This window comes from Streptococcus porcinus (genome assembly GCF_900475415.1).
In the GTDB taxonomy this organism is placed as follows: domain Bacteria; phylum Bacillota; class Bacilli; order Lactobacillales; family Streptococcaceae; genus Streptococcus; species Streptococcus porcinus.
This window is the reverse complement of the sequence record NZ_LS483388.1, coordinates 1,720,416-1,745,074: the sequence shown is the minus strand read 5'-3', so window position 1 is coordinate 1,745,074 and position 24,659 is coordinate 1,720,416. Positions and strand designations below refer to the sequence as shown.

Genomic DNA, 24,659 nt, shown 5'->3' with positions numbered 1-24,659 from the left:
TATTAGAAAATTTTGTTATAATATAGAAAATTGTTATCAGAAAGAAGATTGGTTAAGAACCATATGCAAGATAAGTTAATTATTCATGGAGCGCGAGCTCACAATTTAAAAAATATAGACGTAGAGATTCCTAGGGATAAACTTGTTGTCGTTACAGGACTGTCTGGGTCAGGGAAGTCCAGTTTGGCGTTTGACACCATCTATGCTGAGGGACAACGTCGCTACGTAGAGAGCTTATCAGCCTACGCTCGGCAATTTTTAGGTAACATGGAAAAACCTGATGTTGACTCCATTGATGGTCTTAGTCCAGCTATTTCTATTGATCAAAAAACAACTAGCAAGAATCCACGTTCGACAGTTGGTACTGTTACGGAAATTAATGACTACTTGAGGCTTTTGTATGCGCGTGTAGGAACGCCCTACTGCATCAATGGGCATGGTGCGATAACTGCTTCATCTGTTGAGCAAATCGTGGAACAAGTTTTGGGCTTGCCAGAACGGACGAGGATGCAAATCTTGTCTCCGATTATTCGTCGTAAGAAGGGGCAACATAAAACAGTTTTTGAAAAAATTCAAAAAGATGGTTACGTTCGAGTTCGAGTTGATGGGGACATTTACGATATTTCGGAAGTTCCCGAATTGTCTAAAAGCAAAATGCATGATATAGAAGTTGTTATTGATCGGTTAGTCAACAAGGAAGGTATTCGTAGTCGCTTATTTGATTCTATCGAAGCTGCCTTACGACTGGGAGATGGCTATCTTATTATTGACACTATGGATGGTCATGAACTCCAGTTTTCAGAACACTATTCTTGTCCGATTTGTGGTTTTACTGTACCAGAATTAGAGCCTCGTCTTTTCTCTTTCAATGCACCGTTTGGCTCTTGTCCAACCTGTGATGGATTGGGGATTAAATTAGAAGTGGATTTAGACCTAGTTATTCCAGATCCGAGTAAAACACTACGTGAGGGGGCACTTGCTCCTTGGAATCCAATTTCATCTAATTATTACCCAACGATGCTTGAGCAGGCGATGGCTACCTTTGGAGTTGATATGGATAAACCTTATCAAGATTTATCTGAAGCTGATAAGGATTTGATTTTGTATGGTTCGGGTGATCGTGAATTTCATTTTCATTATGTTAATGATTTTGGTGGAGAGCGGAACATTGACATTCCTTTTGAAGGTGTCGTAGCAAACATTAATCGTCGGTACCATGAAACAAATAGTGAATATACTCGAAATGTGATGCGGGCTTATATGAACGCATTAACTTGCACAACTTGTCATGGCTATCGTCTAAATGATCAAGCCTTATGTGTTCGAGTCGGTGGTCAAGATGGACCAAACATTGGTCAAATTTCAGAACTATCTATTGCTGATCACTTGGAACTCTTGGAAGGGTTAATTCTTTCTGAAAATGAGAGCACAATTGCTAAACCGATACTTAAAGAGATTCATGATCGTTTAACCTTTTTAAATAATGTCGGTTTAAACTATCTAACTCTTTCTCGTGCTTCGGGCACCTTGTCGGGAGGTGAAAGTCAACGAATTCGTCTTGCAACGCAAATCGGGTCCAACTTATCAGGAGTTCTTTATATCCTTGATGAGCCTTCAATTGGTCTACATCAGCGTGATAATGACCGCCTGATTGATAGTTTAAAAAAGATGCGTGACTTAGGTAATACATTAATTGTTGTAGAGCATGATGAAGATACTATGATGCAGGCAGATTGGTTGATTGACGTGGGTCCTGGGGCAGGTGAATTTGGGGGACAAATTATTGCCTCAGGAACTCCAAACCAAGTTGCTAAGAATAAAAAATCGATTACGGGACAATATTTATCTGGTAAAAAAGCAATTCCTGTACCGTTAGAACGACGCCGAGGAAATGGACGTTTCCTAGAGATTAAAGGAGCAAGTGAAAATAATTTACAGAATATAAATGTTCGTTTTCCACTAGGGAAATTTATTGCCGTAACAGGTGTATCTGGCTCTGGAAAATCAACACTGATTAATAGTATTTTGAAAAAAGTGGTTGCTCAACACCTTAATCGAAATTCCGAGAAACCTGGCAAACATAACTCTTTTGAAGGGATTGAGCATATTGATCGTTTAATTGATATTGATCAAAGCCCAATTGGAAGAACTCCTCGCTCAAATCCAGCAACTTATACAGGTGTTTTCGATGACATTCGTGATCTTTTTGCTCAAACTAATGAAGCTAAAATCCGTGGTTATAAGAAAGGTCGCTTCTCATTTAATGTTAAAGGTGGTCGTTGCGAAGCATGCTCAGGAGATGGTATTATTAAAATTGAAATGCACTTTCTCCCTGATGTTTACGTTCCATGTGAAGTATGTCATGGACGTCGTTATAATTCTGAAACCTTAGAAGTTCATTATAAAGACAAAAATATTGCTGAAATATTAGATATGACCGTAGATGATGCTTTAGAATTTTTCGCAGCAATTCCTAAAATTGCCCGTAAGATTCAAACTATTAAAGATGTTGGACTAGGTTATGTGACTTTGGGGCAACCTGCTACGACACTGTCAGGAGGGGAAGCCCAACGGATGAAATTAGCTAGTGAGCTTCACAAGCGTTCAACAGGTAAGAGCCTTTATATCTTAGATGAGCCAACAACAGGCTTGCATACTGATGATATTGCACGACTGTTAACAGTGCTGGAACGATTTGTAGATGATGGTAATACTGTTTTAGTAATTGAGCATAACTTGGATGTTATTAAGTCAGCAGATCATATCATTGATCTAGGTCCAGAAGGTGGTGTAGGTGGCGGCCAAGTTATTGCCACTGGTACACCAGAAGAAGTAGCTAAGGTCAAAGAAAGCTATACAGGACATTATTTACAAATGAAATTACAATAAAAAACCGGTTTTCTACCGGATTTTTTGTTGTAATAGAAAGTGCCAGATATCTTCTTTTTGTGCTTGACTAGGCTTATCCAAACTTTTAATGAGATGATTGGATTGAAAATATGAGAGATTGGGGACAGTCATTATCCCATAATGTGTTCTAAAATGCCTTAGTGTTAGATCAAGGCTGGTGTTTTCAGAATCTAAATAGTGAATGGGGACCTTGCAATGTTGAGTTACCTGCAGAAGTTTAGGGATGAAACTTCTGCAGTGGGGGCAAGTCGCACGGCCTGTATAGAGGTAAAATTGGTCTCCTTTTACCATCATAATTTGAAGTTTAGCAATAGAAGTATGTTTGAAGTAGTGACTGCTTTGTTTATAAGTTAAAATTGCTTGGGCCTCATTGTGGGCTAAAATAGGTGGTGATTCAGCTCTAGTAACCTTACTATTTAGTAACAAGAAAGATAGTAGTAATATGACTGTTAATTTCTTGCTCATTCACATGCCCATCCGTCATGGTCACGATCTAAGTGTGCACTGTAACCTGGCTGACCTTGTTGGATTGGGGCGGCATTAGCATTCCGCATAGCCGTACAGTTAGCATAGTAGCTATTGCTAGTTGAAGGGGGTTGGGAAAACTGCGGGGCTGTCGTTGCTTGAGCTTCACGTTCTTGAATTTCGTGCAACTCAATGGTTGAAATAACTGTATTTATACGATTAATTAGGCTTGTTCTCCGTTCACTATCGGTAACGAGGTTAACTTTATTTTGCACATTGGCAACATGATCACGGATTTGACTCACCTCAAGCTGCTTCACAGCACTTTCGGCATTGTTTATGATGGCCATCTGGGTTTCTTCCTCAATAGTCTTATTCACTAAATTAATGCGGTCTGTAAAATTTTTCCTTTGGCTAACGTCAGTGATGAGATTTACCTTCTGTCTAGCGCTTTCAATTAAGGATTTAGTTTTTGTTAATTCTAACTCTTCAGTTATCTTTTTTGCTTCTTCTGTATACATGTCTTGCTCAAGCCGTACGAAGCGTTTTTGTAATAGTTGTCTATCCTTATCGTTTTTGATTTGCTTGATAGCTACTCTAGCTTTTTCTAGATTTATAGGATTGGTATCCTTTTCTAACTGACTAATAGCTAGATTAGCTTTACTAATGCCTTTGTTCTGACTCTGGGAAGAGTTGTGTTTAGCTTGAGGATTTGTCTCTTTATTTTTGGAGCTAATGACAGTGTTAGGAGCTACTTGCTCTGTATTTTTAAGTGTATTAGAAGAATGTGTAAGACTAAAACTTAAAATAGAAGTTCCAATTAAACCTATGGCTATCGCACCGATAGCATAATTTTTTCTTTTGCTATCTGGTTTTTTCTTGCTATAGAACCATAGACTTATAATTCCTGCTATTAAAATCAGAGGCATTAGTATTAAAATAATACTAAAAATAATAATTCCTAGAAACACATATAGAACAGCAGTTAAGCAACTTTTATTTTTCATTAGTTTTCCAATTTCTTATTTTTATTTTAATTTTACACTTTTTTAATCCATGTGTAAACGCTTTACTAAATAAGAATAACTCATTTAATTAAACTTACTGGCTCTTTTACTGTGATTTCTAGCCATTAAGTAGCCTTTCATGCTACAATATTCTCAAAAGTCAGTAGAAGGAGATTAATTTAAGTATGGGTGAAATTATGGAAAAACGTTTAATGAAATGTCAAGAATTACTAAAAGAGAAAGGGCTGGATGCTATTCTCGTCACTAATTTAACAAATTGTTATTATTTAACAGGTTTTTCAGGAAGTGCAGCAACTATTTTAATCACAAGCAAACGTCGTATCTTTATCACTGATTCTCGCTATACATTAATGGCCAAGGCTAGTATAGAAGGTTTTGATATTATCGAAAGTCGTACACCATTAAAAGTTGTTGCAGAGTTGTTAGAAACAGATCGAGTGGACAACCTTGCATTTGAGGACCAAGTTAGCTTTTCCTTTTATCAAGCACTGCAGACTGCTTTTTCGGGGATTACTTTGCTTGCGCAAGCAGGTTTTGTGGAGGAACTACGCTTGATTAAGGATGATTCTGAAATTAAGACAATTGCTAAAGCTTGCTCTATTTCGGATAAGGCCTTTATGGATGCTCTTGATTTTATTAAACCTGGAATAACTACTGAACAAGAGTTAGCTAATTTTTTAGATTTTCAGATGCGTCAGTATGGTGCTAGTGGAACTTCATTTGACACCATTGCAGCCTCAGGTTTTCGCTCTGCTATGCCCCACGGACGTGCTAGCGATAAGGTTATTAGGTCTGGAGAGAGTCTAACAATGGATTTTGGTTGTTACTATAACCACTATGTTAGTGATATGACTAGAACTATTCATATTGGACAGGTGACGGATCAAGAGCGTGAGATTTATGAGATTGTACTTGCGGCCAATGAGGCTCTGATAGAAAAAGCTTGTGCGGGTATGACCTTTACCGATTTTGATAAAGTCCCACGAGATATTATTACTTCAGCTGGTTACGGTAGTAACTTCACACACGGCATTGGCCATGGTATTGGACTTGATATCCACGAAAATCCATTTTTTGGAAAGTCTCAGCAAAAACTTCAGGTCGGTATGGTAGTAACAGATGAACCGGGTATTTATTTAGATAATAAGTACGGCGTGCGAATAGAGGATGACTTAGTTATTACGGAGATGGGGTGTCAGGTTTTAACTTTGGCGCCTAAGGAATTAATCGTATTGTGAGTGAATAATCTAGAAAGTGTTAGGTAAGAAGCAATGACAAATCGTTTATCATGGCAAGATTATTTTATGGCCAATGCAGAGCTTATCTCCAAGCGGTCAACCTGTGACCGTGCTTTTGTAGGAGCTGTTTTGGTGAAGGATAATCGCATTATTGCAACTGGTTATAATGGTGGCGTTTCAGCGACAGACAATTGTAACGAAGCTGGCCACTACATGGAAGATGGACATTGCATCAGGACAGTTCATGCTGAAATGAACGCTCTGATACAGTGTGCTAAGGAAGGAATCTCAACGGATGGAACGGAACTTTACGTGACACATTTTCCCTGTATCAATTGTACTAAGGCCCTTTTACAAGCAGGAATAAAGAAAATCACTTATAAAGCCCACTATCGGCCACATCCTTTTGCTATTGAGTTGATGGAGAAAAAAGGAGTGGCCTATGTGCAACACGATGTACCAGAACTAACATTGGGTGGTTATTCAGACTAGGTTTGTCTTTACTAGTGAAGTTGGTTAAAAGTGAAGATAGGAGTCTTACGCCTTTCCTTGGGCAGAAAAGATTTGAGCAAAAGGTCCTTTTGTGATAGAATGAGATGATAAATATTTTAGTAATAAGAGGTAATAATAAATGATTGAAGCAAGTAAGCTTAGAGCAGGTATGACTTTTGAGTCAGAAGGCAAATTAATTCGCGTTCTTGAAGCAAGTCACCACAAACCAGGTAAAGGGAATACCATCATGCGTATGAAATTGCGTGATGTTCGTACAGGTTCTACTTTTGATACGACTTATCGTCCAGACGAGAAGTTTGAACAAGCCATTATTGAAACTGTTCCAGCTCAATACTTGTACAAAATGGACGACACAGCTTACTTTATGAATACTGAAACCTATGATCAATATGAAATTCCAGTTGCGAACGTTGAGCAAGAATTGCTTTATATTCTTGAAAATTCTGATGTTAAGATTCAATTTTACGGCAGTGAGGTTATCGGTGTTACGGTACCTACAACTGTTGAGTTAACTGTTACAGAAACACAACCTTCTATAAAAGGAGCTACTGTAACAGGTTCTGGTAAACCAGCTACTCTTGAAACAGGGTTAGTTGTCAATGTTCCAGACTTTATCGAAGTTGGACAAAAATTGATTATTAACACAGCCGAAGGTACCTACGTTTCTCGTGCTTAAGGATTTTGTCAACAACTTGTTGAGAAAAGAAAGGAAATGCTATGTTGAGCGAAAATATTGGTGAAATCGTTATCTCACCACGTGTTCTTGAAGTTATTACAGGCATTGCTGCAACACAAGTTGACGGCGTCTATTCACTTCATAACAAAAAAATGTCAGACAGTTTTAATAAAGCTAGTCTAGGTAAAGGAGTGTACTTACGTACAGAGGATGATGGCTCTGTCACTGCCGATATCTATGTTTATCTTCAGTATGGTGTCAAAGTACCAACTGTTTCAGTGGCTATTCAAAAGGCTGTAAAAGCAGCTGTCTATGATATGGCAGAGGTTACTATCGCTGCAGTTAATATCCACGTGGAAGGTATTGTACCAGAGAAAACGCCGAAACCTGATTTGAAATCACTGTTTGAAGAGGATTTCTTGGATGACTAGTAGTTTTGAAAATTCAAGAAGAGACCTTCGAGAGCGTGCTTTTCAAGCACTCTTTAATATGGAACATGGAGGTGACTTTTTAGAGTCGTCTCAATTTGCCTATGATTATGATAAGGTGTCGGATCAAGATCATCCTTTGGATATACCAGCCTTTCTATTGACCTTAGTTAATGGGGTTAACAATCATAAGGATGAACTGGACGCCATCATTAAAGAAAATCTAAAAAAAGGTTGGTCAATTGAACGATTGACCTTGTCAGATAGAACGATGCTTCGTTTAGGTCTTTACGAAATCAAGTATTTTGACGAAACTCCAGACCGCGTGGCGTTAAATGAAATCATTGAAATTGCTAAAAAATATTCTGATGAAACCTCGGCCAAGTTCATTAATGGTTTATTAAGCCAATTTGTAAAAGATAATTAAAAAAAGCACCTATTCCCACGGGAATAGGTGCTTTTTTAGCTTGAATGTCGCCTTTTTTAAATGCTTTTCCCAGGTAGAAGGCTTATGGGTAAGATATAATCTTTGGCAATTTTTTCTTTGGCAATCCGCTTTAAAAGGATTTCTACAGTTAATTGAGCAATTTCTGGAATAGGTTGTTTAATGGTTGTGAGTTGGGGGAAATAATTTTCAACAAATGCTGTCCCGTCATAGCCAATAAGCTTTAAGTCTTTTGGAATCGTCAAGCCTAGTTGCTTGGCTACTTTCATGATTAAGATTGCTGTTAAATCATCTGATGCAAAAATACCATCGGGTTTACGAGTAGCTAGAATAGATTTAATTTCCATTTCGCGACGTATAGGCGATAGATGATTCGGTAATTTAATAATGTCAGCACTTTTTTTTAATTGGTAAGAAAAACCAAGTTGACGTAAACCTGTCGGTGAATCGGAGTTATCGTTACCAGTTATCATGATGATGGTCTGACAATGATAACTTTGTAACGTTTGTGCAGCCAATTGGCCACCTTGGAAGTTGTCAGAGGAAATAATGGGAACATTTGGGGCCAAATTACGATCGAAAGCCACAATTGGTGCTTCCACACGTTCATAATCTTCGATACCTAAGTTATGACTAGATGAAATAATACCATCGACTTGATTTGCAGCCAACATTTCTAGATATTCTCGTTCTTTAAGAGGATCATGTTGGCTGTTACAAATAATTGTTTTATAACCAGCCTTGAAAAGTTCGATTTCTAAGTATTCAATTAGTTCAGAATAAAAAATATTGCTAATATTAGGAAAAATCAAACCAACTAGTCGGGCTGATTTACCTTGTAGACTACGAGCAAAATTGTTAGGTTGATAACCTAATTCACGCATAGCAGCTTTAACCTTATCTATTGTTTTTTGGGACAAGTATCCCTTTTGATTAATAACACGTGAAACAGTTGTTGGGCTAACTCCAGCTAGTTCAGCAACATCGGTTAATTTTGCTACCACACTAATACCTCATTTCATAGTAAAGTCCCGTAACCTTGCCATCTGGCATCAGAATAGCTGAAGCCTTCTCTTCTGGGAAATAGCGGCTTGTTAGGACAAATTGACCATCATTGATAAAAATTTCAACTATAGACTGGTCTACGTAGATATTAAGTGTAACATCTTCTTTTGGAATTTGGCAAGAGCGTTTAGTTCCAAAATTTTCAGCGAAGCGATTACTAGATTGGCTTCGGTCAAGACTCATCCAGCCTTCTTGGGTATCAACAGTGATGGCTAAGCCTTGACCTTTTGCATCAGCAAAAAGAATCAGACTTTTTTGCTCGCGCTTAGAAACTGTTATTTCTAACAAGTAGCAATTTGAGGTGTGTTCTGTTTCATCTAGAAGTTGAGGTTTTGTTTTCAAGTCTGAAAGAGCCTGAACGGGCTTTTGATATAGGATACCATCTTGGATAGTTAGCTCTTTGACAAGACTGAGTGCTCCTTGATAGTCATAACGATCTGTTGGATAATCGATGTCGGGAAGGCCAATCCAAGAGATAGCGAGGGTGCGGCCATCAGGACTATTGAAAGCCTGGGTTGCATAGATATCAAACCCAAAATCTAGATTCCGTAAAGGGGCTTGACCAATCAAGCATCCATTAGCAGGGTCGAAGGCTTCAAAGATCTGGTAGGTGTTAGGATAGATGTTGGCATAGGCTAACTCCTTTTTAGAAAGACCCTGAGGACAGTAGATAAGAACCGGTGTTTGATCGATAAAGACTAAATTGGGACACTCAATCATATATTCACTTGCTTGGCGACCAATATCTAGATTTGACACAAATTCCCAATTTTCCACATCATTATTGACAGCTTTGTAGAGCTTGATAAAACCTCTCTTTTCATGACTTTGAGCGCCAATAATAGCATATAGCTGGTCTTGGTATTCAAAAATTTGTGGATCTCGAAAATGTTCTGTTACATCTATGGGTTGGGGAATAAGGACTTGAGAGCATTTTTTGAGCTGGCCATCAGTCGAGAGATAGGCACCAATTTGTCTTGGATCGCGTAGCCAATTAGCATCGCGTACGTTACCGGTATAGAATAGAAACAATTGATCACCAACAGGGTAGGCTGAGCCAGAATAGGCACCCTCTTTGTCATTAGTGTGATCAGGAAGTAATTTTATTCCTGTTTCTTCAAAATGGACTAAATCGTCGGAGATAAGATGAACCCATTGCTTTAAGCCGTGAGCTGGACCGTAAGGCCAATTTTGATAAAAAAGATGATATTGACCATTAAAATAAGAAAAACCATTTGGATCATTTAATAAGCCAGTTCTAGGTTCTATATGGTAATGAACATGCCAGGGAGAGTTAGAAATATTAGCTTTTATTATCTGAAATTCTTGTTCTGACCACTCATGATAAGGCCGGTAACGAATCTCCTTTGGTAAATCCATAGAGGTACTCCTTTGTTGAATTCTTAGATACTATACTAAACGTTTTCCTTTTAAAAATCAATATTTAACCTGTAATTTTTTTATTTTATGTCAAACGCTTGACATAAAATGTAAAGGTGCTAAAATGGTTATCAAGAGATAAAGCAGATTTATCAAAAGGAAAAAGGAGAATTTGCAAAGATGGACAATAGAGAAATTGCAAAGCAAGTCATCGAAGCTTTAGGTGGTCGTGAAAACATTAAAAGTGTTGCGCATTGTGCTACACGGTTAAGAGTTATGGTTATTGATGAATCAAAGATTGATAAAGGAAGAGCTGAAAACATTGAGAAAGTGAAAGGTGCTTTCTTTAATTCAGGACAGTACCAAATGATTTTTGGTACTGGTACTGTTAATAAGATTTATGATCAGGTGGTGGCTTTAGGCCTACCTACTTCCACTAAATCTGAAATGAAAAGCGAAGCAGCAAAACAAGGGAACTGGTTTCAACAAGCAATTCGTACTTTTGGGGATGTTTTTGTACCTATCATTCCAGCTATTGTAGCGACTGGTCTTTTCATGGGGCTCCGAGGCTTACTTGGCGCACTTGGAATTACTCTTCCAGAAGATTTGAATACCTATTCCCAAATTTTAACTGATACCGCCTTTATTGCGCTTCCGGCGTTGGTTGTTTGGTCAACCTTTCGAGTGTTTGGAGGAAGTCCGGTTATTGGTATCGTCCTTGGTTTCATGTTGATTTCAGGGTCTCTTCCCAATGCGTGGGCAGTTGCTTCAGCTGGGGATGTTAAACCAGCTATTTTCTTTGGTATTATTCCAGTTGTAGGCTTACAAGGTTCTGTTTTACCAGCGTTTATCATTGGTATAATCGGTGCGAAATTTGAAAAGTTAGTCCGTCGCTATGTTCCAGAAGTACTTGATCTTCTAGTAACGCCATTTGTAACTTTGCTGGTGATGTCAATTCTTGGCTTATTTGTTATTGGTCCAGTATTCCATGTTGTTGAAAACTACATCTTATTAGTTACAGATACTATTCTCGCTTTACCATTTGGATTACCTGGCTTACTTATCGGTGGTATTCATCAAGTCATTGTAGTTTCAGGTGTTCACCACATCTTTAATTTATTGGAATCACAATTGATTGCCCACAATGGGGCAAATCCTTTTAACGCTATTATCACAGCTGCCATGACTGCACAAGGAGCAGCAACAGTTGCTGTAGGCATGAAAACAAAAGATCCAAAACTAAGAGCCCTTGCTTTTCCAGCAGCTTTATCAGCTTTTCTAGGTATTACTGAGCCAGCTATTTTTGGGGTAAATTTACGTTACCGTAAGCCTTTCTTTCTTTCCTTGATTGCGGGGGCCATTGGTGGAGCAACAGCATCATTGCTTGGTTTGGCAGGAACTGGCTTTGGGATTACGATTATCCCTGGAACCCTGCTATACCTAAATGGCCAACTCTTGCCATATCTTTTAATGGTTGCCGTATCCTTTATTGCCGGTTTCACTTTAACTTATCTTTTTGGATTTGAGGATGAAAACGGTGAAGTAATCACTAGTAAGATTGAAACAAACGAACTTAGTGTTAATGCTAAACAAGAAGAAATTGTTTTTTCACCACTTGATGGTCAACTTTTATCACTTGATAAAGTTAGTGACCCTGTCTTTGCTTCAGGTGTTATGGGTAAAGGCGTAGCCATCAAACCAAGTGGGAATCATTTATATGCACCGCTTAATGGGCGAGTGGAGGTCGTTTTTGAAACTGGTCATGCTTTCGCTATCAAATCAACTATGGGAGCTGAAGTATTGATTCATGTTGGAATTGATACTGTTTCAATGGCGGGCCTTGGTTTTGAACCATTAGTGTCAGTTGGCCAAAATGTAAAAAAAGGGGACTTATTGGCTCGTTTTGATTCTGCTAAAATTAAAGCAGCTGGTTTGGATGATGTGACCATGGTTGTTCTGACAAACACTTCTGATTATAAAGAAGTTACTATTGTCGAAGCTACTGACCTTTCTCATGGTCAAGAACTTTTCGTTGCTCAGTAAAAGGTTAGCATAGTCTAACCTTTTTGGGATACTTTCTAAAAAATAGAAAGCTTAAAGTTGGCTAGGACAGCCTAAAAGTTTTCGCTAGTCAATGTAAAAAATTATTTTGAAAAAGGAGAAAAAATGACAGGCTTATATGGAAGCATTGAAGCAGGTGGTACTAAATTTGTCTGTGCTGTAGGTAACGATCAGTTCAAAATTATCAAACAAGCTCAATTTCCGACTACAAATGTTGAAGAAACAATTGCTAATTGTGTCACTTTTTTTTTGAATCTTTTCGTAATCAGCTGCTTGGTCTAGGGATTGGTTCTTTTGGTCCCATCGACAATAATCAAAAATCACCTACTTATGGCTATATTACTAATACTCCAAAAGAAGGTTGGTCAAATGTTGATTTAGTTAGTGAGTTTACAAAAGCTTTGTCAGTTCCTATTTTCTTTACAACTGATGTTAATAGTTCTGCCTATGGGGAAATGATAGCTAGACCTAACGTTAATAGCCTTGCTTATTATACCGTTGGTACTGGTATTGGTGCTGGGGCTATCCAAAAAGGTCAATTGATTGGAGGACTAGGCCATACTGAAGCAGGGCATACCTACGTGAAGCTTCATCCCTCAGATCTTAAAAAAGGCTTTACAGGTATTTGTCCATTTCACCAAGGATGTTTGGAAGGCTTGGCATCAGGTCCAAGTCTAGAGGCGAGAACAGGAGTCAAGGGGGAACGGTTGCTGCTTGACTCACCTGTTTGGGATATTCAGGCCTTCTATATTGCTCAAGCTGCTGTACAAGCAAGTATGCTCTATCGTCCAGAAGTTATCGTTTTTGGTGGCGGTGTGATGGCACAAAATCATATGCTTGAACGAGTACACCACCACTTTGAAGTCCTCTTAAATGGATATCTACCAGTGCCAAATTTGAAAACGTATATTGTCACACCGGCTGTTACAAATAATGGGTCCGCTACACTTGGAAATTTTGCTTTAGCTAAAAAAGTCTCGGGTAAATAATAAGGTTTGTGACATAGTCGAAAGTAGCGTTATAGACCATTTGGCTGACAGTGTCATATAAAGGAGGAAAATGGTATAATGAACCTATCTATTATCATATTCAAATGAAAGAGGAAGTTTATGTCAGAACCATTTTTCCTAAAATCTTGTATGCACGATAAAATTTGGGGTGGAACAAAATTAAGAGATATTTTTAATTATGATATTCCCACTGAAACAACAGGTGAATATTGGGCTATCTCAGCCCATCCAAATGGTGTTTCAACGATTATCAATGGACGATTTGCAGGTCAAAAACTTGATCGCGTTTTTATGGAGAACCCTGCTTATTTTGGGAACCCAAAAGAAAAAGTTTTTCCGCTATTGACAAAAATTTTAGATGCGAATGATTGGTTGAGTGTTCAAGTGCATCCTGATGATACCTATGCCATGGAGCATGAGGGGGAACTTGGAAAAACAGAATGTTGGTATATTATTTCCGCTGAACCTGGTTCTGAAATCATCTATGGTCATAATGCTAAAAGTAAAGAAGAATTGGAAACTATGATTGAAGCTGGCGATTGGGAACGTTTGTTGACAAGAATTCCCGTTGAAGCTGGTGACTTCTTCTATGTTCCAAGTGGTACCATGCATGCTATTGGTAAAGGGATTATGATTCTTGAAACGCAACAGTCCAGCGATACTACTTATCGTGTTTATGATTTTGACCGTAGAGACGCCAAGGGTCAATTGCGTGACTTGCATATAAAACAGTCGGTTGATGTCTTGACAATTGGTAAGCCTAAAAATAGCGTACCTGCCACTCTTGTCTTAGACCATATTGTGACTAGCACCTTAGTTTCTAACCCCTTTTTTACAGTCTACAAATGGGTAATTGATGGTCTAGTAGACATGCGACAGACAGCTCCATATTTACTTGTTAGTGTTTTAGAAGGACAAGGGCAATTGTCAGTAGGTGCAGAAGCATATGATGTCAAAAAAGGGATGCACTTTATCTTGCCTAACGATGTTAAAAAGTGGACTTTTGAAGGACAACTAGAGATGATTGTTAGTCATCCCAACGCTTTATAATTATTAGACATTATCATAGAAAAATTAACGAGAGAAAGGGGATAGAGAGCGAATCCCTTTTCTCTTTTCCTTTATTGGGTTTTCTTGTACTAGTTCCTTAATTATGTTAAAATGAACTGATAAGATGATCGAAAGGAATTAGAATGGCCAATATTCTACGCAAAGTCATTGAAAATGACAAAGGCGAACTAAGAAAATTAGAAAAAATTGCAAAGAAAGTTGAATCTTACGCAGATCAGATGGAAGCACTATCTGACCAAGATTTACAAGCAAAAACACCAGAATTTAAAGAGCGTTATCAGAATGGGGAAACCCTTGAACAATTGTTACCAGAGGCTTTTGCAGTTGTACGTGAAGCTGCTAGACGTGTTCTAGGTTTATATCCTTATCGTGTACAGATTATGGGGGGGATTGTCCTTCATAATGGGGACGTTCCCGAAATGCGCACAGGTGAAGGTAAAACATTAACAGCAACGATGCCGGTTTACTTAAATGCCATCGCTGGTGAAGGTGTACACGTTATCACGGTTAATGAGTATCTATCGACCCGTGATGCTACTGAAATGGGCGAGGTTTATAGTTGGCTTGGTCTCTCTGTAGGGATTAATTTAGCAGCTAAATCTCCGGCAGAAAAACGTGAAGCGTATCTTTGTGATATTACTTATTCAACCAATTCAGAAGTTGGGTTTGATTACCTTCGGGATAACATGGTTGTGCGTCAAGAAGATATGGTTCAGCGTCCATTGAACTACGCTCTAGTTGATGAAGTTGACTCTGTATTGATTGACGAAGCTAGAACGCCTTTGATTGTTTCAGGTGCCGTTAGCTCAGAAACCAATCAATTATACGTGCGCGCTGACATGTTTGTCAAAACTCTTAATGCTGATGACTATATTATTGATGTACCAACAAAAACAATTGGTCTTAATGATTCAGGAATTGATAAAGCGGAATCTTACTTTAACTTAAATAATCTTTATGATATTGAAAATGTTGCTTTAACCCACTTTATTGATAATGCACTTCGCGCTAATTACATCATGCTACTTGATATTGACTATGTAGTTAGTGAAGATGGTGAAATTCTGATTGTTGACCAATTTACGGGTCGGACCATGGAGGGTCGTCGTTTCTCAGACGGCTTACACCAAGCTATTGAGGCTAAAGAAGGTGTCCGTATCCAAGAAGAGTCTAAAACCAGTGCTTCAATTACTTATCAAAACATGTTTCGTATGTACAAGAAACTTGCAGGAATGACGGGTACTGCCAAGACAGAAGAAGAGGAATTCCGCGAAGTTTATAACATGCGAATCATCCCGATCCCAACCAACAAACCCGTTGCACGTTTAGATCATACAGACCTTCTTTATCCAACTTTAGAATCAAAATTTAAAGCGGTTATTGCCGACGTTAAGGCTCGTCATGAAAAAGGGCAACCCGTTTTAGTTGGTACAGTAGCTGTCGAAACTAGTGATTACATTTCAAAACAGCTGGTCGCTGCTGGCGTCCCTCATGAAGTGTTGAATGCTAAAAACCACTTCAAGGAAGCTCAAATTATCATGAACGCTGGGCAACGCGGTGCTGTTACTATTGCAACCAATATGGCTGGTCGTGGTACAGATATCAAACTTGGCGAGGGTGTTCGTGAATTAGGCGGACTTTGTGTAGTTGGTACAGAACGCCATGAAAGCCGCCGTATTGATAACCAATTACGTGGGCGTTCTGGTCGTCAGGGAGACCCAGGAGAGTCACAGTTCTACTTATCTTTAGAAGATGATTTGATGAGGCGTTTTGGTTCAGATCGGATTAAAGCATTCTTAGATAGAATGCGTGTAGAAGAAGAAGATGCTGTTATTAAGTCACGAATGTTGGCACGACAAGTTGAATCTGCTCAAAAACGTGTTGAAGGAAACAACTATGATACTCGTAAGCAAGTTCTTCAATATGATGATGTCATGCGTGAACAACGTGAAATCATTTATGCTAATCGCCGCGATGTGATTACAGCAAACCGTGATCTAGGCCCTGAAATTAAAGCTATGATCAAACGGACAATCAAACGAACAGTTGAAGCTCATACACGTAGCAATCGTAAGGATGCTATTGATGCTATTGTCGCTTTTGCGCGAACAAATATTGTACCAGAAGACTCTATTTTTGCTAAAGACCTTCGTCAATTAAAAGATGATCAGATTAAAGAATTACTGTATGAGCGTGCCCTTGATATCTATGATAGTCAGATAGCTAAGTTACATACTCAAGAAGCTGTTTTAGAATTCCAAAAAGTTTTGCTGTTAATGATTGTCGATAACAAGTGGACAGAACATATTGATGCTCTAGATCAATTACGTAATTCTGTTGGTTTACGTGGTTACGCTCAAAACAATCCAGTTGTTGAATATCAAGCTGAAGGTTTCAAGATGTTCCAGGATATGATTGGTGCTATTGAGTTTGATGTGATGCGAACTATGATGAAAGCGCAAATCCATGAACAAGAAAGAGAACGTGCAAGTCAGTATGCAACTACAACCGCAACACAAAATATTTCTGCTCAATCTACAAATAGCATGACAGATTCTTCTCCGGACTTTACACATGTTAAACGGAATGATCCATGTCCATGCGGTTGCGGTAAGAAATTTAAAAATTGTCATGGTCGCAAAGCTTTTAATAACTAATTCCAATCCTAGATGTTTTCTGATAATAGTGATGAAGCTAAGCTTAAGGCTTGGCTTCATAGACTTTTCCAATCTAGTAAGATAAAAATAATGATCAATTAAGGTAAGAAAATGATTATTGGACACGGTATTGATTTGCAAGAAATTTCAGCTATTGAGCGGGCTTACCAGCGTAATCCTAGATTTGCTCAAAAGGTTTTAACTCCAAGGGAACTCGTAATTTTTGAGACTTATAACAGTAAAAGACGTATAAGCTACTTAGCTGGGCGTTGGTCGGCCAAGGAAGCCTTTTCTAAAGCTATGGGATCTGGAATTGGAAAACTTAGTTTCCAAGATATAGAAGTGACTTCGGATGAGAAAGGGAAGCCTTATTTTAGCCAATCACCTTTTAGAGGGAGAAGCTTTTTAAGTATTTCTCATAGTGGGGATTTTGTCCAGGCAAGTGTGATATTGGAGGAAGAATAATGATCTCAAGTATACATCGTCCAACAGTGGCAACTGTTGATTTAAAGGTTATTCAGAATAATATTAAAGCTGTACAAGGCCATATCCCTAAAGACACAAAAATCTATGCAGTGGTAAAAGCTAATGCTTATGGGCATGGAGCAGTAGAAGTTTCTAAAGCTATTGATAAAGAAGTTGATGCATATTGTGTCTCTAACTTAGATGAAGCTTTAGAATTAAGACAGGCAGGTATCAGCAAAGAAATTTTGGTTTTAGGTGTAGTACTAGCTGATGATTTGCTTTTAGCAATTGAAAATCAAATAACCATAACAGTGGCTAGTCAAGAGTGGTTGGACGATGCACAGGCTTTTCTTGGTGGTGATCTGACTAACTTGCATGTCCATGTCAAGGTTGACTCTGGTATGGGGAGAATTGGTGTCCGTAGCTTAGCTGAAGCAGATCAGTTAATTGCTCATTTACGCCAAGCTAAAGTCATTGTTGATGGGATTTTCACTCATTTTGCTACAGCTGATGAAGCGGATACTAGAAAATTTGAAACACAATTAAACTTCTTTACAGACTTAGTTAATCATTTGACTTATAAACCTGCGTTGGTTCATGCTAGCAATTCAGCAACAAGTCTTTGGCACAGTGACACTATCTTTAATGCGGTTCGGTTAGGAATTGCCATCTATGGGTCAAACCCAAGTGGTAGTGAGCTTAACCTACCTTACCCGTTGAAGCCGGCTTTATCTTTGAGATCACGTTTGGTCCACGTTAAAGAGATTCATGCTGGAGATACTGTTGGCTACGGAGCAACCTATACAGCTACTGAAACTGAATTTGTCGGTACTATCCCTATTGGTTACGCAGATGGCTGGACTAGGGATTTGCAAGGTTTCGAGGTACTAATCGATGGTCAATTTTGCCAAATCATAGGAAGGGTATCAATGGACCAAATTACGGTCAGATTACCAAAAGTTTATGAAATTGGTAAGTTAGTGACCTTAATCGGAACAAGTGGTGATCAGGAGATTACAGCGACAGACTTAGCTGAAAAAAAAGGCACTATTAACTACGAAGTGCTCTGCCTCTTAAGCGATCGTATTCCCAGAGAGTACCAGTAGTGAAATAAAGATGAAACTCTTGTATAATAATTACAAGAGTTTTTTGACTAAAATAGAAGGTATAACTATGCATTTACATTCGCCACTTTCGGAGTTGAAAGGTTTTGGACCTAAATCAGCTGAAAAATTTCAAAAATTAGATATTTTTACAATTGAAGAGTTATTGCTTTACTACCCTTTTCGCTATGAAGATTTTAAGAGTAAATCTGTTTTTGATTTGCAAGATGGAGAAAAGGCTGTACTGAAAGGGAAAGTTGTAACACCTGCAACGGTTCAGTATTATGGTTTTAAACGCAACCGATTAAGCTTCAAAATCAAAGAAGATGACTTGGTAATAGCCATTAATTTTTTTAATCAACCATACTTAGCTGATAAAGTTGAATTAGATAAGGAAGTGGCTATTTTTGGTAAATGGGATCAAAAAAAGACGAGTTTAACGGGTATGAAATTTCTGATGAGCCTTGAAGATGACTTACAACCGGTTTATCATGTGGCACAAGGCGTTAGCCAAACGGCTTTAATCAAAGCTATCAAATCAGCTTTTGATACGAATCTATTGTCAGAAATAGAAGAAAATATTCCTGAACTTTTGGTTCAAAAATATCGGTTAATGGGAAGACAAGAAGCAATTCGGGCGATGCATTTTCCAGCGGATTTACCAGAATACCGTCAGGCACTTCGTCGTATTAAGTTTGAAGAACTCTTCTATTTTCAAATGCAGTTACAGGTACTTAAGCATGCTAATAAATCAGCCACTTCTGGTTTAGCGATAGCTTATGACCAAAGAGCTTTAGAACAAGTTATTGCAAGCTTGCCTTTTTCCTTAACAGGGGCACAACTAAAAAGTTTAGAAGAAATTTTGAAGGATATGGCTAGTGGGCAACATATGAACCGTCTTTTACAAGGAGATGTTGGTTCAGGTAAAACAGTGATTGCGAGTTTAGCCATGTACGCGGCCTATACAGCTGGCTATCAGTCTGCACTCATGGTACCAACGGAAATCTTAGCAGAACAACATTATCAGAGTTTGACAAGTCTTTTTCCAGAACTATCAATTGCCATTCTGAAATCTGGTATGAAAGCAGCAGCTAAGAGAAGTGCTTTGACAGCTATTGCAGATGGTTCAGTCGATATGATTGTGGGCACCCACGCTCTAATTCAAGATGCTGTTCAGTACCATAAACTTGGTTTAGTGATTACTGATGAACAGCATCGATTTGGGGTGAAACAGCGACGTATTTTCCGTGAAAAAGGTGAAAATCCCGATGTTCTCATGATGACAGCAACACCTATCCCAAGGACATTAGCTATCACAGCTTATGGAGAAATGGATGTCTCCATAATTGATCAACTACCAGCAGGACGTAAACCCATTGTGACACGGTGGGTTAAGCATCAACAGCTCGATGATGTTCTAACGTGGATGCGTCAGGAAATTGCTAAAGGTGCCCAAGTTTATGTGATTTCCCCCTTGATTGAAGAGTCAGAGGCATTAGATTTAAAAAATGCTGTCGCTTTGGAACAAGAGTTGAAAAACTACTTTCAAGGAGATGCAAGAATTGCCCTGATGCATGGTAAAATGAAAAATGAAGATAAAGATGCTATTATGCAAGCCTTTAAAAATCAAGAAATTGATTTATTAGTTTCAACAACGGTTATTGAAGTCGGTGTCAATGTGCCAAACGCAACAATTATGCTTATCATGGATGCAGACCGTTTTGGATTGAGTCAATTACATCAGCTAAGAGGAAGGGTAGGACGGGGTCATAAACAGTCTTATGCTCTATTGGTAGCTAACCCCAAAACAGAAACAGGTAAGGAACGCATGCGTATTATGACCGAGACTAATGATGGTTTTATTCTTGCAGAAGCTGATTTGAAAATGCGTGGTTCCGGTGAAATCTTTGGTACTAGACAATCGGGTATTCCAGAATTTAAAATAGCAGATTTGCTAGAAGACTATCCGATTCTTGAGGAAGCACGTCGGGTGGCAAGTGAAATAGCTAGTCAACCCAACTGGCAAACTGATCAGAGGTGGCAAAAAATTGTTAAGAATCTTAACCAAAAGAATTCTTTTGACTAGGATAAAAACTTAAAAGTCTGTCAAATATCAGAAAACAATAACGAAAAATGATACAATATTAAGGGAATAAGGACAAAAAGGAGAAGCGGATGGCAAAACAAATAATAGGGGCAACCAATGTAGAAGGGTCGCGCATTGTCTTAGGTTGTATGCGGATGGCGGCTCTAGAGGTCAAACAAGCTGAAGAAACCATCAGAACAGCCTTAGATGAAGGAATTTCTTTTATTGATCATGCTGACATTTATGGTAATGGAGAATCTGAAATTCGTTTTGCTCAGGCAGCCAAGAATTTAGGGATATCCCGTGATGCCTATCTTTTACAATCAAAATGTGGTATTCGTAAAGGCTACTTTGATTTTTCAAAGGACCATATTATTGCATCAGTAGAGGGTATTTTACAGCGTTTAGAAACAGACTACTTAGATTTTTTGCTCCTTCATCGACCAGATGTGTTAGTTGAACCTGAAGAAGTAGCGGAAGCTTTTACGCAATTAAAAAAAGCTGGGAAGATTAGATATTTTGGTGTTAGTAACCAAAACCGCTACCAAATGGAATTACTACAAGCTTATATGGATCAAAAGCTTGTAGTTAATCAAATGCAGTTATCACCAGCTCACACACCTATGTTTGATTCGGCTTTAAATGTTAATATGCGTAATCAAGCAGGCATTGACCGAGATAACGGTGTGGTTGACTACTGTCGTCTCAATAAAGTGACCATTCAAGCCTGGTCACCATTTCAGATTGATTTGGATAAAGGCCTCTTTACGGGCAATCCAGATTATCAAGAATTAAATGAAACAATAGCAAACTTAGCTGATCAGTATAGGGTTAGTGCAGAGGCTATCGTTATTGCATGGATTTTACGTCATCCGGCCCAAATGCAAGCTATTGTTGGTTCCATGAATCCTGATCGTCTCAGAAAAATTGCTCAGGCACATTCTGTCAACCTCTCTCGTGCAGAGTGGTATGATATCTACACAAGCGCAGGCAATTCACTTCCATAATAAAAAAAACCTAGCTAGTTACTACTAGCTAGGTTTTTGGCTTGTTTTATCCTTCAATATAATCTCTTAAAGCTTGGCCTTTTAGACCAGCATTAAGGGCAATTAAAAGTTTGAGACGTGCTTTGGGTGCGTTCAACTCTTTGACAAACATGACTCCAGCATTTTGTAGCATGGCCCCTCCTCCTTGATAGGCATAAACAGGTTCTGCAATTCCGTTAAAGCAACGAGAAACGAGGACTACGGGAATCCCCCAAGTGATTAATTTTTCAAGTTCGGGTGCGGCATGTGGAGGAATATTACCAGCGCCAAGAGCTTCAATGACAAGACCTTGGATATTATTGGGACTTAATAAACTCAGGATACTTCCATCTCCCATCCCTGCATAGGCTTTAATAATAGGAACAGTACCTGTAATGGTTTGTAAGTCAAATCGGACGCGAGGTTCTGCTGTTTTGAAAAAAAGCAAATCCTGTTTCATGATAATTCCTAAGGGGCCATGGGTAGGTGTTTGAAAAGTAGAGATATTTGTGGTATGAGTTTTGGTTACATATTTTGCAGCATGGATTTCATCATTCATGACAACAAGAACCCCTTTGCCTCTTGCTTTATCATGGCTAGCTACTCGAAGCGCTGTTAAATAATTATAAATACCATCACTTCCAACTTCGTTTGAACTCCGCATGGCACCGGTAATGATAACTGGGATATCGGGGAGTGCCATAGTATCTAAGAAATAAGCAGTTTCTTCTAGGGTATCCGTACCATGTGTAATAACGATACCATCGTAGCTATCAGCTTCCTCTTTGATCTTGTGATAAAGTGCTAACATATGCTTGGGAGTAATATGGGGGCTGGGTAAATTGAAGAAGTCAATGACTGTTAATTGAATATTTTCTAACTCCAATCCAACCTGAGTCATGGGGTTGATTTGATTTGGAGAAATATTTCCGCTCGCATCGGCTTGCATGGAAATTGTTCCTCCAGTGTGCAATACTAGAATTTGTTTCATTATTTGTCATTCTTCCTTCGAAATATGTTATAATCTATTCTATCATAAATAGAAGTGAGTAAAAAAGGTTTTGACAATTAAAGCAGTCTTTTTTGACATTGATGGTACCCTTTTAAATGACCGAAAAAATGTTCAAAAAACAACACAACAAGCCATTCAAAGTTTAAAAAAACAAGGTATAATGGTGGGCCTAGCAACTAGCCGTGGGCCTGGTTTTGTGCAACCTTTTTTAGAAAACTTTGGTCTTGATTTTGCGGTTACCTATAATGGTCAATATATCTTAACTCGGGACAAGATTCTCTATCAAAACCAATTACCAAAATCTCTCATTTATCGTGTGATTCGTTATGCTAGCGACAAGAAAAAGGAAGTCTCGCTAGGGACAGCTTCAGGATTAGCTGGTTCGCGCATCATTGATATGGGAACAAGTCAATTTGGACAAGTGGTTTCTAGTATTGTTCCAAGAGGTATGGTAACGACAGTTGAGAGTAGTTTTAAGAATCTTATCCGACGTGTGAAACCACAGAGTTTTAATAACTTGGTAACGATTATGAGGGAGCCGATTTATCAAATTGTTATGGTTGCCTCTACCCAAGAAACGACTGAGATTAAAGAAAAGTTTCCTCATGTTAAAATTACAAGAAGTAGTCCGTATTCAATTGATTTAATTTCTCTGGACCAGTCTAAGATTAAAGGAATTGAGCGGCTTGGGGAAATGTTTGGCTTTGAATTATCAGAAGTTATGGCCTTTGGCGATTCAGATAATGACATTGAAATGCTCAATGGGGTCGGTGTTGGTGTTGCCATGGGGAATGCTGATGATCTCTTAAAAGCAGGTGCTAGCTTTGTGACAGCATCTAATAATAATGGAGGTATTTCAAAAGCTCTCGCTCATTATGGCCTCATTCATTTTGATGTTGAAAAAAGCTTCAAAAGTCGTGATGATAACTTTAATAAAGTTAAAGATTTCCACCGCCTGATGGATGGTGATACTATTGAAACGCCGAAGGGTTATACATTAAAAGATGCTAGCCACCGTGCAGACTTCAAAATTGAAGAGTTGGTAGAATTTGTCTATGCAACTAGTCAAGGTGACAAGAATAAATTTACGCAGGCGTTGATCGATATGCACTCGGCAATTGATAAAGCCGCTATTAAAGTACAATCTAAAGATAGTAATGAGTCACCACTTGTTGGGCAAGTAGATGCCTTAACGGATTTGCTTTACTTTACTTATGGGTCTTTTGTTTTGATGGGAGTAGACCCACAACCCATTTTTGAAACGGTTCATGAATCTAACATGGGTAAAATTTTCCCTGATGGAAAGGCCCATTTTGATCCAGTAACACATAAAATTTTGAAGCCTGATAATTGGGAAGAACAATACGCACCGGAAAAATCAATTAAAAAAGAGCTAGATAAACAGTTGCAAAAATCTTTACAGCGCTTAGAAAAAGAAAAAGCTTAAGTAGTTAGATCTACTTAAGCTTTATTTTATAAGGTTTTATTGTTATCTCTGACCACTAATAAATCGACTTTAGCGTGACGCATAATGTACTCAGAAGAAGAGCCAACCAAGAGTCGCTCAAAGGTATTTAAACCAGTCGCACCAACCATGATAAGGTCAACCTTTTCTCGGTCGGGAATGTCATGTGCTAATAGGTTTTTAGGATTGCCAAATTCAATGACTTGTTTAACGTTAGTCACTCCGCGCTCGCGGGCTTGTTTTTCTAGATCAACAAGTACCTCTTTTGCTTCTTGTTCTAACTTATCATAGATGTAAGTATCGAAAGTAGCAACACTTTGTAAGGCTCTAGTATCAATAACGTGAGCGAGGATTAATTCAGCTTGATTTCGTAAGGCAACATTTACACCTTTATTGAAGGCAAGCTCAGACTCGAAAGAACCATCAACGGCAACTAAAATGTGTTCATATTTTTGGATCATATAGAAGACCTCCTTTTTATTGCAAGATTACTGTTTTCTATCTACTCTTACCCTATTATACCTTATTTGAGGAAGATTTGAAAGCGGTTAATGTT

The 24,659-nt window shown here is 38.4% G+C and carries 20 protein-coding genes and 1 pseudogene; 15 read left to right on the top strand and 6 right to left on the bottom strand.

Going from position 1 to position 24,659, the window contains the following annotated elements; all coding sequences use genetic code 11:
• The first annotated feature begins 63 nt into the window (after positions 1-63).
• Complete coding sequence (gene uvrA / locus DQM45_RS08690) at positions 64-2,889, top strand: excinuclease ABC subunit UvrA (RefSeq protein WP_003084665.1); 2,826 nt, start codon at positions 64-66, stop codon at positions 2,887-2,889.
• Between the two features lie 12 nt (positions 2,890-2,901).
• Here uvrA and DQM45_RS08685 read toward each other — a convergent pair whose 3' ends face one another.
• Positions 2,902-3,375: a thioredoxin domain-containing protein gene (locus tag DQM45_RS08685; protein ID WP_003084227.1), complete on the bottom strand. Its 474-nt coding sequence runs from the start codon at positions 3,373-3,375 to the stop codon at positions 2,902-2,904.
• A complete protein-coding gene (locus DQM45_RS08680; RefSeq protein WP_003085260.1) occupies positions 3,372-4,382 on the bottom strand; it encodes an excalibur calcium-binding domain-containing protein in 1,011 nt (336 codons plus the stop codon). The genes DQM45_RS08685 and DQM45_RS08680 overlap by 4 nt, the downstream gene beginning before the upstream one ends.
• 185 nt (positions 4,383-4,567) lie before the next feature.
• On the opposite strand from DQM45_RS08680, the gene DQM45_RS08675 reads away from it, so the two are divergent.
• From DQM45_RS08675 to nusB, 5 genes are all read left to right on the top strand, one after another.
• The gene (locus tag DQM45_RS08675; RefSeq protein ID WP_003083658.1) at positions 4,568-5,641 is read left to right on the top strand and encodes a M24 family metallopeptidase; all 1,074 of its coding nucleotides are present in this window, start codon (positions 4,568-4,570) and stop codon (positions 5,639-5,641) included.
• A 33-nt stretch (positions 5,642-5,674) separates the two neighbouring features.
• On the top strand, positions 5,675-6,133 hold the full coding sequence (locus DQM45_RS08670) for a deoxycytidylate deaminase (protein WP_003085052.1): 459 nt from the start codon (positions 5,675-5,677) through the stop codon (positions 6,131-6,133).
• 139 nt (positions 6,134-6,272) lie between these two features.
• The gene (gene efp / locus DQM45_RS08665; protein WP_003084847.1) at positions 6,273-6,830 is read left to right on the top strand and encodes an elongation factor P; all 558 of its coding nucleotides are present in this window, start codon (positions 6,273-6,275) and stop codon (positions 6,828-6,830) included.
• 41 nt (positions 6,831-6,871) lie between these two features.
• Entirely contained in the window at positions 6,872-7,261 is a 390-nt protein-coding gene (locus tag DQM45_RS08660) for an Asp23/Gls24 family envelope stress response protein (protein ID WP_003084149.1), read from the top strand.
• Positions 7,254-7,685, top strand: a complete 432-nt coding sequence (gene nusB, locus DQM45_RS08655; RefSeq protein ID WP_003084415.1) for a transcription antitermination factor NusB — start codon at positions 7,254-7,256, stop codon at positions 7,683-7,685. The genes DQM45_RS08660 and nusB overlap by 8 nt, the downstream gene beginning before the upstream one ends.
• 56 nt (positions 7,686-7,741) lie before the next feature.
• Here nusB and DQM45_RS08650 read toward each other — a convergent pair whose 3' ends face one another.
• A complete protein-coding gene (locus DQM45_RS08650) occupies positions 7,742-8,707 on the bottom strand; it encodes a LacI family DNA-binding transcriptional regulator (RefSeq protein WP_003085487.1) in 966 nt (321 codons plus the stop codon).
• Between the two features lies 1 nt (position 8,708).
• Positions 8,709-10,148: a sucrose-6-phosphate hydrolase gene (locus DQM45_RS08645; RefSeq protein WP_003083535.1), complete on the bottom strand. Its 1,440-nt coding sequence runs from the start codon at positions 10,146-10,148 to the stop codon at positions 8,709-8,711.
• Positions 10,149-10,328: 180 nt separating this feature from the next.
• Between DQM45_RS08645 and DQM45_RS08640 the strand changes: the two genes are divergently transcribed.
• From DQM45_RS08640 to DQM45_RS08605, 8 genes and pseudogenes are all read left to right on the top strand, one after another.
• Entirely contained in the window at positions 10,329-12,191 is a 1,863-nt protein-coding gene (locus DQM45_RS08640) for a PTS beta-glucoside transporter subunit IIBCA (protein WP_003085957.1), read from the top strand.
• A gap of 123 nt (positions 12,192-12,314) precedes the next feature.
• A pseudogene (gene scrK, locus DQM45_RS08635) lies at positions 12,315-13,198 on the top strand (fructokinase ScrK).
• Between the two features lie 120 nt (positions 13,199-13,318).
• Positions 13,319-14,269: a mannose-6-phosphate isomerase, class I gene (manA, locus tag DQM45_RS08630; RefSeq protein ID WP_003086111.1), complete on the top strand. Its 951-nt coding sequence runs from the start codon at positions 13,319-13,321 to the stop codon at positions 14,267-14,269.
• A 143-nt stretch (positions 14,270-14,412) separates the two neighbouring features.
• Entirely contained in the window at positions 14,413-16,947 is a 2,535-nt protein-coding gene (gene secA, locus DQM45_RS08625; protein WP_003084935.1) for a preprotein translocase subunit SecA, read from the top strand.
• A 111-nt stretch (positions 16,948-17,058) separates the two neighbouring features.
• Entirely contained in the window at positions 17,059-17,412 is a 354-nt protein-coding gene (acpS, locus tag DQM45_RS08620) for a holo-ACP synthase (protein WP_003083072.1), read from the top strand.
• Complete coding sequence (gene alr / locus DQM45_RS08615) at positions 17,412-18,518, top strand: alanine racemase (protein WP_003085070.1); 1,107 nt, start codon at positions 17,412-17,414, stop codon at positions 18,516-18,518. Before acpS ends, alr begins: the two co-directional genes overlap by 1 nt.
• Positions 18,519-18,585: 67 nt before the next feature.
• Positions 18,586-20,601, top strand: a complete 2,016-nt coding sequence (gene recG, locus DQM45_RS08610) for an ATP-dependent DNA helicase RecG (RefSeq protein ID WP_003083215.1) — start codon at positions 18,586-18,588, stop codon at positions 20,599-20,601.
• A gap of 89 nt (positions 20,602-20,690) precedes the next feature.
• Positions 20,691-21,608 (top strand): aldo/keto reductase, encoded by a 918-nt coding sequence (locus DQM45_RS08605; protein ID WP_003084663.1) that lies wholly within the window; start codon positions 20,691-20,693, stop codon positions 21,606-21,608.
• A gap of 46 nt (positions 21,609-21,654) precedes the next feature.
• Here the strand turns inward: DQM45_RS08605 and DQM45_RS08600 are convergent, their stop codons facing one another.
• Entirely contained in the window at positions 21,655-22,617 is a 963-nt protein-coding gene (locus DQM45_RS08600) for an asparaginase (protein WP_003086012.1), read from the bottom strand.
• A gap of 70 nt (positions 22,618-22,687) precedes the next feature.
• Between DQM45_RS08600 and DQM45_RS08595 the strand changes: the two genes are divergently transcribed.
• Entirely contained in the window at positions 22,688-24,085 is a 1,398-nt protein-coding gene (locus DQM45_RS08595) for a Cof-type HAD-IIB family hydrolase (RefSeq protein WP_003083887.1), read from the top strand.
• Positions 24,086-24,111: 26 nt separating this feature from the next.
• Here the strand turns inward: DQM45_RS08595 and DQM45_RS08590 are convergent, their stop codons facing one another.
• Complete coding sequence (locus DQM45_RS08590) at positions 24,112-24,564, bottom strand: universal stress protein (RefSeq protein WP_003085578.1); 453 nt, start codon at positions 24,562-24,564, stop codon at positions 24,112-24,114.
• Positions 24,565-24,659 lie beyond the last annotated feature (95 nt).